An 11,768-nucleotide genomic window follows, 5' to 3' on the forward strand; every position below is an offset into this window, starting at 1 on the left:
TAATTATTTATGGTGTTAAAATCAGGCGACCATAGGTCGCCAATTAATATCTTTATTATCTTTGTAAATTATCTATACTTCTTTCATGCTCAATGCTATTCTTCCTCTTTCCATATCTACTTCCATTATTCTAACCTTAACTATATCTCCTACTTTAACAACTTCTTTAGGATGTTTAATATATCTATTAGAAAGCTGAGATATATGTACTAATCCATCTTCCTTTACACCTATATCTATAAAAGCACCAAAATCTACTACGTTTCTTACAGTTCCATTTAAAACCATATCCTTCTTTAAATCTTCTATCTTAAGTACATCCTGTCTTAAAATAGGCTTTGGCATCTCATCTCTTGGATCCCTGCCTGGCTTTTCTAATTCCCTAATTATATCTTCAAGAGTTGGAATACCAATATTTAATTCCTCAGATATTTTTTCTATTTCTCCCTTAGAATAATCTATCTTCAACAACTTTTCTGCTACTTCATAGGATTCGGGATGAACTCCTGTATTATCTAAAGGATTATCTCCTTCAGGAATTCTTAAAAATCCTGCACATTGAATAAAAGTCTTTTCTCCCAATCCTTTTACTTTAAGAAGTTCTTTTCTATTTCTAAACTTTCCTTTTTCTTCTCTATGATTAACTAGATTATTAGCAACCCTTGTAGATATTCCAGCCACATATTTTAAAAGAGAAGGACTAGCAGTATTTAAATCTACTCCTACACTGTTTACACAATCTTCTACAACTCCAGTAAGTGCTTCATCAAGTTTTCCTTGATTCAAATCATGTTGATATTGTCCTACTCCAATATGTCTTGGCTCAATTTTTACAAGCTCTGCCATAGGATCTTGAAGCCTTCTTCCAATAGAAACTGCTCCACGAATGGATACATCTAAATCTGGAAATTCTTTTATCCCTACCTCTGATGCTGAATAAATTGATGCTCCTGCTTCACTAACTATTATATATGATACCTCTCTGTCTATTTCACCAAGCATTTCTGCTACTACCATTTCAGTTTCCCTAGATGCAGTTCCATTGCCAATAGCTATTATATCTACATTAAACTTATTAATTAATTCTTTTAATTTCACTATTGTTTCTTTCACTTTATTTTGAGGCTCTGTTGGATATACTGTAGTGAACTCCATCATTTTTCCTGTTTCATCTACAACTGCAACCTTACACCCAGTTCTAAAGCCTGGGTCAATTGCCATTACAGTTTTACCTTTAATTGGTGGCTGCATAAGTAAGGGCTTTAAGTTTATGGCAAATACTTTTATTGCCTCCTCTTCTGCCCTTTCTGTTAAGTTGTTTCTTATTTCTCTTTCTATTGAAGGAAATAAAAGTCTTTTATATCCATCATCTATTGCCTTTTCTATGTATAAAGCTGTATCTTTACTTTTATCTTTTATTAAACGAGTCCCCAACAATTCTATTATATCAACATCATCTATATTCAATGTCACCTTTAACTTTTTATCTTTTTCTCCTCTGTTTATGGCTAATATCCTATGATTTGCAATAGATTTTACTGACTCCTTATAGTCATAATACATTTCATATACAGTTTTTTCTTCCTTATCTACTCCCTCTACTACCAAAACTCCCTTGTCATTAATAATCTTTTTAATCATATCCCTATTGTCAGCATCATCAGATACTATCTCTGCAATAATATCCATAGCCCCAACTAATGCTTCTTCTTCATTGTTAACTCCCTTTTCTTCATCTATAAAGCTAATTACCTTATTTCTAAATTCTTCCTTATCTAAGGATTGATCAATTATAATTTCAGCAAGAGGCTCTAATCCCTTTTCTTTTGCAATAGTTGCCCTAGTTCTTCTCTTTGGTCTAAATGGTCTATATAAATCATCAATTCTTTGAAGTGTTTCTGATTCTATAATCTCCTTTTTTAGTTCCTCTGTAAGTTTGCCTTGCTCATCAATAAGCCTTATAACTTCTTCTTTCCTCGTCTCCAAATTCCTTAAATAAGTTAATCTATTGGATAATTCTCTTATAACAATATCTTGTAGCTCTCCTGTCTGTTCTTTTCTATATCTAGCTATAAAAGGTATTGTATTTCCCTCATCCAATAATTCCACTGTGTTTTTTACTTGATAGGGTTTTAATTTAAACTCATCAATAAGTGCTTTTAAAATATCCATATACATCTTCCCTTCAATTTATTATTGCAGTCTTGAACCTTCTCAATATATTATTCTACAAAAAATCAAAAATCCCTTTTTTTAAAAAAATTTAGCCCTTTTTACGAAAGGGCTTTTTGTTTTAAATATTCATTTATAAAAATATCAATATCTCCATCCATTACTCCATATACATCGCCAACTTCTGCATTGGTTCTATGATCCTTTACCATACTATAGGGATGAAATACATAAGATCTTATTTGTGCACCCCAAGCAATTTGACTATAACTACCTTGCAAATCTTCTATTCTTTCTTTTTTTTCTTCTTCTTTTAGTTGAATTAATTTTGCTTTTAACATATTCATAGCCGTTTGCTTATTGGTAATCTGAGATCTTTCATTTTGGCATTGCACAACTATTCCCGTAGGAATATGTGTAATTCTCACTGCTGAGTCCGTAGTGTTTACATGCTGCCCTCCAGCACCACCAGATCTATAGGTATCTATTTTTAAATCTGAAGGATTGATTTCAATATTTACTTCATCATCTATCTCTGGATATACATCAATACTTGCAAAGGAAGTATGTCTTTTACCTGCAGAATCAAATGGAGATATTCTAACTAATCTATGAACACCTTTCTCGGACTTCAAATATCCGTAGGCATTATAACCCTTTATAAGCAAGGTAACGGATTTTATACCCCCTTCTGTATCAGCTAAAATATCTAGTGTTTCCACTTGAAATCCTTTTCCTTCTGCCCATCTTCTATATAATCTGAGAAGCATTTCAGCCCAATCCTGAGCTTCTAGTCCTCCTGCTCCAGAATGTATAGAAAGAATAGCATTGTTTTTATCAAACTCCCCAGATAATAAGGTACTTAATTTAAAATCATCTGCTCTTTTTAATAATTTCATAAGTCCTTCTTCTACATCAGTATACATATCATAGGCTTCTTCTTCAAGAACCAAGTCCATTAAAACTTCAAGTTCTTCTATATCTTTCATTAAATCATCATATTCTTTTACTTGGTTTTTTAAAGCCTTGATTTCCTGCATAATCTTTTGAGCCTTATCTATATCTTTCCAAAAATCCTCTTCATAGGACTGTTGCTCTAAATCAAGAGATTTATCCCTAAGCCCTTGAATGTCAAAGTGAAACACCCAATTCTTTAACAGTATCTCTTATTTCATGAAGTTTTTCTTTGTCTAAGTAAATATCTTGCAATATATCACCCCATCTTTTTCAACTTTAATTGTCTTGACCACAGCATTTCTTGTATTTCTTTCCACTGCCACATGGGCAAGGATCATTTCTTCCTATTTTCTTCTCTTTATTTACAATAGTTTTACTTACTTCATCAGCATTGGTAGCTATAGGTTCTGCCACCCTTTTTCTTTGAATCTTTTCTGGATTTACGACTTGATATAAAAATCTTACAGTATCTTCCCAAATGCTATGAGTCATTTCGTTAAACATATCAAATCCTTCGTTTTGATATGCACGAACTGGATCTTCTTGTCCATAGGCTCTTAATCCAATACCTTGTCTCAATTGATCCATAGCATCTATATGATCCATCCACTTACTATCTACTACTTGAAGTAAAACTACCCTTTCAACTTCTCTAAATCTTTCTTCTCCAAAATCTATTTCCTTAGATCTATATTTTTCTTCTGCTTTTTTTAATATCTTATCTATTAAAATTTCCTTTGTAAGGCTTTCTATATTATTAAATGATAAAAATCTTTTCTCAATACTTAATAGGTTCATTACATAATTCTCTATGCTTTCTAAATCCCACTCTTCTGGATATTTACTTTGGGTATACATTTCAACATTATCTGTCACTAAAGACTTGACCATCTCTTGAATATGAGCTCTTAAATCTTCTCCTTCTAATACCTTTCTACGTTCTCCATAAATAACTTCTCTTTGTTTATTCATTACATCATCATATTTTAATACATGTTTTCTAATTCCAAAATTGTTTCCTTCAACCTTCTTTTGAGCATTTTCTATGGCTCTTGTAAGCATAGAGTGCTCTAAAGGTTCATCCTCAGGCATTTTTAGATTATCAATTAAATTAATTATTCTTTCTCCACCAAACAATCTCATCAAGTCATCTTCCAAAGATATATAAAATCTAGAAGAACCAGGATCTCCCTGCCTACCAGCACGACCTCTAAGCTGATTATCAATACGTCTTGATTCATGTCTTTCTGTACCAATTATATGAAGTCCACCAGCTTCCAATACCTTTTTATTTTCCTCATCAGTTTCTACCTTATATTTATCATATAAATCCTTATAAACCTTCCTCGCTTCTAGTACCTCTTTATTATCAGTATCATAAAAACTATCAACTAAGGTTAATATTTCATCGCTATACCCCTTCTTCTTCATCTCCTGCTTTGCAAGAAATTCAGGATTACCTCCCAATGCAATATCTGTACCTCTACCAGCCATATTGGTAGCTATAGTAACTGCTCCAAACCTACCAGCTTGAGCTACGATTTCCGCCTCTCTATCATGGTGTTTTGCATTTAATACTTCATGAGGAATTCCTTCCTTTTTCAGCATATTAGAAAGTATTTCTGATTTCTCAATAGTAATTGTACCTACCAGTATAGGTTGACCTGTTTTATGTTTTTCTTTTATTTCTTTAACTACTGCCCTAAACTTAGCTCCTTCATTTCTATAAATAACATCTGCTAAATCCTGTCTTATTACTGGCTTATTAGTTGGTATCTCAACTACATCCATATCATATATTTCCCTAAACTCTGATTCTTCCGTTTTTGCAGTACCAGTCATACCAGATAATTTAGTATACATTCTAAAATAGTTTTGGAATGTAATAGTTGCTAAAGTCTTTGATTCAGATCTTACATTTAATTTTTCCTTAGCTTCTATTGCCTGATGAAGACCATCACTATATCTTCTCCCCTGCATAAGTCTTCCAGTAAATTCATCTACAATAATTACTTCTCCATCTTTTACTACATAATCAATATCTCTCTTCATTATAGATCTAGCCTTCAATGCTTGATTTATATGATGAGCTATTTCCATATTTTCCATATCAGATAAATTTTCAATGCCAAAAAAAGCTTCCGCCTTTGCAGTACCCTTTTCAGTAATAGAACAAGATCTTGCTTTCTCATCTATTACATAATCAACAGTTTCCTCTTTAAACTCACTATTAAATGGATCAATTCTTTCTTCACTTGGATCCATTATTCTACTGGTTAATGTTCTTACAAAATTATCAGCCATTTCATAAAGTTTAGTAGATTTATCACCTACTCCTGAAATAATAAGAGGAGTTCTAGCTTCATCGACTAATATACTATCTACCTCATCCACTATGGCAAAATAAAGTGGTCTTTGAACCATATCTTCTTTATAAATCACCATATTATCTCTAAGGTAATCAAACCCAAATTCATTATTAGTACCATAAGTAATATCACAGTTGTAAGCTGCTTTTCTATCTGCATTACTTATATCATGAATAATGCATCCAACTGTAAGACCTAAGAACTCATGAATTTTACCCATCCATTCCTTATCTCTCTTAGCTAAGTAATCATTTACTGTAACTATATGAACCCCTTTACCTGTTAAAGCATTTAAATATGCAGGCAAAGTAGCTACTAAAGTCTTACCTTCTCCTGTTCGCATTTCTGCTATTCTTCCTTGATGAAGTATTATCCCACCAAGTAACTGAACCCTAAAATGTTTCATGCCAAGTACCCTATAGGCTGCTTCCCTTACAACTGCAAACGCCTCAGGTAAAATATCATCAAGAGTTTCTCCATTGTTTAATCTATTCTTAAATTCAAATGTCTTTCCTTTTAACTGTTCATCTGTTAATTTTTGCATTTCTCCATCTAAGGATTCTATTTTATCAACTAAATGTGTAACTTTTTTTAACTCTCTATCACTATATGTGCCAAACAGTTTCTCAAATAAGCTTGCCATTGATTAACCACCTTTCAAACTTCAATATCATAGCTATCATATTATTTTATCATTTATTTACACTCCTTTCAACCATAAGATTGACATTAAAAGGGCAGGATATAATCCTGCCCTTTTCACAAATATATATATTAAATTTCTGGTTCTATCAATCCATAATTTCCATCTTTTCTTTTATAAACAATGCTTACTTCATCATTATCTGAGTCTAAAAATACGTAAAAATTATGTCTAAGTAACTCCATCTGCAATATTGCTTCTTCTGATGACATTGGTTTTAATCCAAATCTTTTTCTTTTCACTAATTTTGGTTTCTCAGAATCATCCTCCACTGGTAATGGTACTACATTTTCAAATCTAATGGTTTCATTATTTTTATATCTTTTTTGTAACTTTGTTTTATATTTCCTGATTTGTCTTTCTAATACATCCACTGTCTTATCAATGGATACATACATATCATCTGTTGATTCTTCAGCTCTAATAATTGTACCAGGTAGGTTTATGGTTACCTCAATTATCTTCCTATTTTTTTCTGAACTGAAGGTTACATTACCTTCAATATCTTTTTGGAAATATTTGTCCAGTTTCCCTAGTTTTTTCTCTGTTACATCTCTTAATGCGTCTGTTATTTCCATATTTTTTCCAGTAAAATTTAATTTCATAAACCCAGCTCCTTTCATATAAGCATTATATCTAATAGCTTATACTATTTGTTATATATATTACCCTAAAAATTAATATAATAACATTATATTAAATATTTTTTAAATCTGAACTGGAATTTATAGTTAACAATCCACAATTAATCTTGAGGATTCTGTGGATAATGTGTATAAGTCTGTGTAAAACTGTTAATAATTTAATTTTATGCATTTTTACTTGTGGATAACATATGGACAAGTGGTGGATAATTTTTACCATTATTTTAAAAATGAGAAAACATCTGGATTTTTTCCATCCAGTATTGTCTTGACTCTGTCTCCTATAATCTGATTATATTTAGGATGAGTTAATATATAAAATTGTTCTTCTTCAATAGCCTTAAACACGCTCATTCCTACACTATCTATAGGTATACCTGTTCTTATAACAAAATGTGCTCTTTCTAATCCTGCTTTGTATTCAACACTTGAATAATATGGCTCATTATTATCTATCTTAAATCTTTCAGGTCTTCTTAAATCACAGTTATCAAGATCTGTTTGAATATATCCAGGACAAAACACAGACATTTTAATCTTAGAACCTATCTTCTGTAATTGATAGTTAACAGATTCACTTAATGCAACATTGGCATGTTTTGTCATATGATATGTTGGCATATTTGGAGTAGTTAAAAGTCCTGGAACAACTACTCCAGCATTATTAAAAAACAAATCTACTTTCCCAAATGTTTCAATAGTTTTATCTCCTAAAGCCTTCACTTGTTCAAATTCAGTTACATCCACTTTAATTGAAAGTACTTCTGCCCCTATTTCAGCCACTTCTTCTTCAACCTTTTTTAGATATTCATAATCTATATCTGCTAATACAAGATTCATACCTTTCATAGCTGCTTCTTTTGCCAAAGCATGACCTATTCCATGAGCTGCACCTGTAATTACAGCAACCTTTCCTTTGAAGTCTTTCATATTCTTATCCCCCTTACTCTAAAATATATGCCTTTTCAAATCCAGTTTGAATTGCATCTGCTATTCTCCCAGGTTTATTAGAATCTCCAAGGACTTTTACTACTGAAAAATTCTTTTCAAGTTCCTCAACTATTTCATTGTTTGGTCTTACTCCAAGAGATAAAACAACTTGGTCTGCTTCTTTATAAATTAAATTACCACTTATCATATTCTCAGCAGTAATTCCATTTTTATCTATAGAAACAAGCTTCATACTTGGCAGCATTTCAACACCATATTTTTCAAGTCTGGAAATTACATCATATAGATTTGAACGATATATACCTGTACCAATTTTATTCATCATCTCTATTATTGTTACTTTGTTTCCCATTTCAGCAAGAAGCTCTGATGTTTCTAATCCTGTCATTCCCGATCCTATAACTACAATATTTTTATCCTTAATGCAAACTCTTTCTTCAAGTACATCTACAACAGTACAAACATTTTCTCCCTTTATTCCTGGTATTGGTGGAATTATAGGTAATGAACCTGATGCAACATATACAGCATAGGGATTTAATACCTTTATATCTTCGATAGTTGGTTTTGTATTTAATCTTATATCCACATCTAGCTGTCTAATTTCATATTCAAGATTGTCAAGAAACCAATTTAACTTTTCTTTTAATGGTGGCTTACTTCCAAGATATACACTTCCTCCAAGTACGTCTTTAGCCTCAAATAATATTGGTTTAAATCCTTTCAATGCAAGTACTCTTGAAGCTTCCATACCTGCTGGCCCACCACCTATTACTGCAACAACTCTTCCCTCTCCATTTTTCTCAAAGTTTTGAAACTCAAGTTCTCTTCCCATCCTAGGATTAACTGCACATTTCGTAGTTGTTCCAAGGCTTAACTGTTCTATGCAATGTAAACATGATATACATTGTCTAATCTCCTTTTCTCTTCCCTCCATTGTCTTTTTACCCCATTCTGGATCAGCTATTTGTGCTCTTCCCAAAGCTACAAAATCAACTGTTTTCTCTTTAATAAGGCTTTCTGCGAACTCAGGTTTTCTAATTACCATACATCCTATTACAGGTATATTAACAGAATCTTTTATTGCTTGAGCTAAATATCTTTTCCAGCCTTGATCATAAGATATTGGTTCAATAATAGTTACTCCCGATTCATATGTTCCTGAACTTATATTTATTGAGTCAATACCTATACTTTCAAGATATCTTGCAGCCTCAACTGCTTCAGATAAAGTAAGTCCTCCTTCTACAAACTCATCTCCATCCATTCTTACAGATACTGGAAAATCCTTTCCACAAATATGTTTTATTCCTAAAATTATTTCTGTTATAAATCTCATCCTATTTGTGAAATTTCCACCATATTTATCTGTTCTTAAATTTGTTAAAGGGCTTAGGAACTGACCTATTAAATATCCATGAGCTCCATGGAGTTCAACTCCGTCCATACCAGCTGTTTGTCCTATCTTAGCTCCAGTTATAAACTTTTTAACTAAAACTTCTACTTCTTCTGTCGTTAATTCTCTAGGCATTTCACCAACAGTCTTACACATAACTGGACTTGGAGCTACAATCTGTCTTCCTCCCATAAGCATAGAATGTCCTTGTCTTCCTGGATGATGAAGCTGTATAAATATTTTACTATCATATTTATGTACAGCCCTTGCAAGTTTTTCAAGCCCTGTAATCTTATTAACATTTGTAACTGATATTTGGTTTGCAAGCCCCACTCCTTCTACATCATCAACTCTTGCTATTTCTGTAATAATAAGACCACAACCACCCTTTGCTCTTTCTTCATAATATCTTACAAGTTCATTTGTTACTTCCCCAGTAGAACTAGCTAATCCTGTTCCCATTGGTGGCATTACTATTCGATTTTTCATTTCTAGCTTTCCTATTTTTCCCTTTGAAAAGAGATTTTCATAATCCATATTACATCCCTCCAATATAATTTGTCTAAAATATAACATTTTAAACAATATAGTAATATGTATATACAAATCAAAAATAATTGTTTTATTGTGCTTAATGCACTATAATAAAAAAGAGGTGAATATAATGAAAATCAGTTTTCAACAGTTATGTAACCATTTTTCTTCTAAAATAATCAATTTATATTTTAATAAAAATATTAACCAAGAATTCAAAGATATAAAATTTATTACCAAAAATCAAAATTTATTTTCAGAAGAAATATTATATGTGGGAAAGACATCTATATTAATTGAAAGCACAAGGACTTTAGAAAATATTAACCTACTTTTAATCAATGATAATAATTTTGCAATATCTGATTTTTTTATTAATGATCTTAATATCATAGAAATGAGTATTAATGAGGACATCTTTGAAATATTCAATCAAGCTAGAGATTTATTTTCTAAAGAACTAGATGTATTAAATAGTTCTGCTGCTCTTTTGAATTCTATAATAAAGGGAAATGGAATAGACAATATAGTAAAGGCTGCTGCTGAAATCTTAGATAATCCTATTATTATAATAGATGCAAGTTATAAAATACTTGCTTATTCAGATGCTTCAAAAATTACAGATCCTTATTGGAAAGAAAATATAAAGAGAAGCTACTGTTCATATGATTTTATTGTTGCAGTGAAAAAAATGAAAAGCATACAGCAGGGACTTAAAACCCATCATCCCTTTGAAATTGTATGTAATGGAAGCCCTATAAAGAAAATGCTTTATAAAATAGAAATTGATAATAAACATGTTGGAAACGTCATTGTCTTAGAATGTAACAAGCCTTTCACCCAAAGAGATGAAGAATTAATTGTATTAATAAGTAAAGTCATAGCTAAAGAAATGAAAAAAGAAAATATCTATAGAAATGCAAATGATTTGGTATATGAAAATCTTCTATTAGATTTACTTGATAAGAAAATAAAGGATCAAAACACAGTAAAAGAGAGAATACAAGATGCTGGAATTCGGCTAGATAAAAAGTTTGTAATAATAGTTTTTGATATTTCAAAATATAATTCAAAAGGAAAATACTCTGGATACTTATCTGATTCTATCCAATCCCTATTTACAGTTAAAGGCTCAGTCTACTATAATGACTATATTGTAATGTTATATAATATTGATTATGAATTTTCTATTGAAGATTTATTCAACAAAAACATTGAGGACTTTTTAAATAAAAATCATATACTCATAGGAGTAAGTAATGAATTCTATAATATTATGGAATGTCATAAATACTTTGAACAAGGGGTAAAAGCTATAAAATTTAACCATATCCTTAACTTAAATAACCGTATAAGTTTCTATAACAAAATTCAATTATATGATTTAATCTCTTTAACTTCAAGCAAAATTAATTTTAAAGAATACTTCCATCCAATTGTATTAAAACTAAAAGAATATGACAAGTCTAATAACAGTAATCTATTTGATACTCTTTTTGTATATTTAAAAAATAACCAAAATATCCAAAAATCTGCTAAAGAATTATTTATCCATAGAAATACTGTGAGATATAAAATAAATAAAATTATTGAACTTACCAAAATAAACTTATTGGATCATGAAGAGACATTCCATATCTTGCTATCTTATAAGCTTATGAATTATATAGAAAAGTCAAAAGATATACAATAAATAAAAAACAATCTAATATGAACATGCCCCTGTCAAGTAGACAGTGAAAATAATAAAAACTTTGTGCGCCAACCATTTCATTATGATTGGCGTATATTCATTTTAAGCAGCTGAATCTAAAAGATAACGCCTGTATTCTATTGGAGTCATGCACTGTAATCGTTTTTGATACCTATGATTATTGTAATAATTTATATATTCAATAACAGCAGATTCTAACTCGGAATATGTGCAGAATTTTTTAAGATAGTACATTTCTGATTTTAACATTCCCCAAAATGCTTCCATTGGTCCATTATCAATACATCTTGATACTCTGGACATGCTTTGTATCATATCTGCATCATTT

General features: G+C 30.9%; 8 protein-coding genes. 1 reads left to right on the top strand and 7 read right to left on the bottom strand.

Going from position 1 to position 11,768, the window contains the following annotated elements:
• Positions 1-72: 72 nt before the first annotated feature.
• From BUB33_RS11485 to BUB33_RS11510, 6 genes are all read right to left on the bottom strand, one after another.
• On the bottom strand, positions 73-2,172 hold the full coding sequence (locus tag BUB33_RS11485; protein WP_072976488.1) for a Tex family protein: 2,100 nt from the start codon (positions 2,170-2,172) through the stop codon (positions 73-75).
• Positions 2,173-2,273: 101 nt separating this feature from the next.
• A protein-coding gene (gene prfB, locus BUB33_RS11490) for a peptide chain release factor 2 (RefSeq protein ID WP_177432058.1) occupies positions 2,274-3,381 on the bottom strand; the annotation gives its coding sequence in 2 pieces (ribosomal slippage) (positions 2,274-3,305 and positions 3,307-3,381; 1,107 coding nt in all).
• Between the two features lie 24 nt (positions 3,382-3,405).
• On the bottom strand, positions 3,406-6,141 hold the full coding sequence (gene secA / locus BUB33_RS11495; RefSeq protein ID WP_072976490.1) for a preprotein translocase subunit SecA: 2,736 nt from the start codon (positions 6,139-6,141) through the stop codon (positions 3,406-3,408).
• Positions 6,142-6,272: 131 nt separating this feature from the next.
• The gene (hpf, locus tag BUB33_RS11500; RefSeq protein ID WP_072976492.1) at positions 6,273-6,806 is read right to left on the bottom strand and encodes a ribosome hibernation-promoting factor, HPF/YfiA family; all 534 of its coding nucleotides are present in this window, start codon (positions 6,804-6,806) and stop codon (positions 6,273-6,275) included.
• Positions 6,807-7,064: 258 nt separating this feature from the next.
• Complete coding sequence (locus BUB33_RS11505; RefSeq protein ID WP_072976494.1) at positions 7,065-7,775, bottom strand: SDR family NAD(P)-dependent oxidoreductase; 711 nt, start codon at positions 7,773-7,775, stop codon at positions 7,065-7,067.
• 13 nt (positions 7,776-7,788) lie between these two features.
• A complete protein-coding gene (locus tag BUB33_RS11510; RefSeq protein WP_084725405.1) occupies positions 7,789-9,729 on the bottom strand; it encodes an oxidoreductase in 1,941 nt (646 codons plus the stop codon).
• Positions 9,730-9,856: 127 nt separating this feature from the next.
• Between BUB33_RS11510 and BUB33_RS11515 the strand changes: the two genes are divergently transcribed.
• Positions 9,857-11,419, top strand: a complete 1,563-nt coding sequence (locus BUB33_RS11515; protein ID WP_072976496.1) for a PucR family transcriptional regulator — start codon at positions 9,857-9,859, stop codon at positions 11,417-11,419.
• Positions 11,420-11,521: 102 nt separating this feature from the next.
• Here the strand turns inward: BUB33_RS11515 and BUB33_RS11520 are convergent.
• Positions 11,522-11,768, bottom strand: a 247-nt coding sequence (locus tag BUB33_RS11520) for an IS3 family transposase (protein WP_159429156.1), incomplete at its 5' end; no start/stop codon positions are given.

The organism is Tissierella praeacuta DSM 18095, from assembly GCF_900128955.1.
GTDB classification, from domain to species: Bacteria; Bacillota; Clostridia; order Tissierellales; family Tissierellaceae; genus Tissierella; species Tissierella praeacuta.

Coding starts and splice junctions, on each gene's coding strand:
- BUB33_RS11485 (WP_072976488.1), bottom strand. CDS start 2,172: ATGGATATTTTAAAAGCACTTATTGATGAGTTTAAATTAAAACCCTAT.
- secA (WP_072976490.1), bottom strand. CDS start 6,141: ATGGCAAGCTTATTTGAGAAACTGTTTGGCACATATAGTGATAGAGAG.
- hpf (WP_072976492.1), bottom strand. CDS start 6,806: ATGAAATTAAATTTTACTGGAAAAAATATGGAAATAACAGACGCATTA.
- BUB33_RS11505 (WP_072976494.1), bottom strand. CDS start 7,775: ATGAAAGACTTCAAAGGAAAGGTTGCTGTAATTACAGGTGCAGCTCAT.
- BUB33_RS11510 (WP_084725405.1), bottom strand. CDS start 9,729: ATGGATTATGAAAATCTCTTTTCAAAGGGAAAAATAGGAAAGCTAGAA.
- BUB33_RS11515 (WP_072976496.1), top strand. CDS start 9,857: ATGAAAATCAGTTTTCAACAGTTATGTAACCATTTTTCTTCTAAAATA.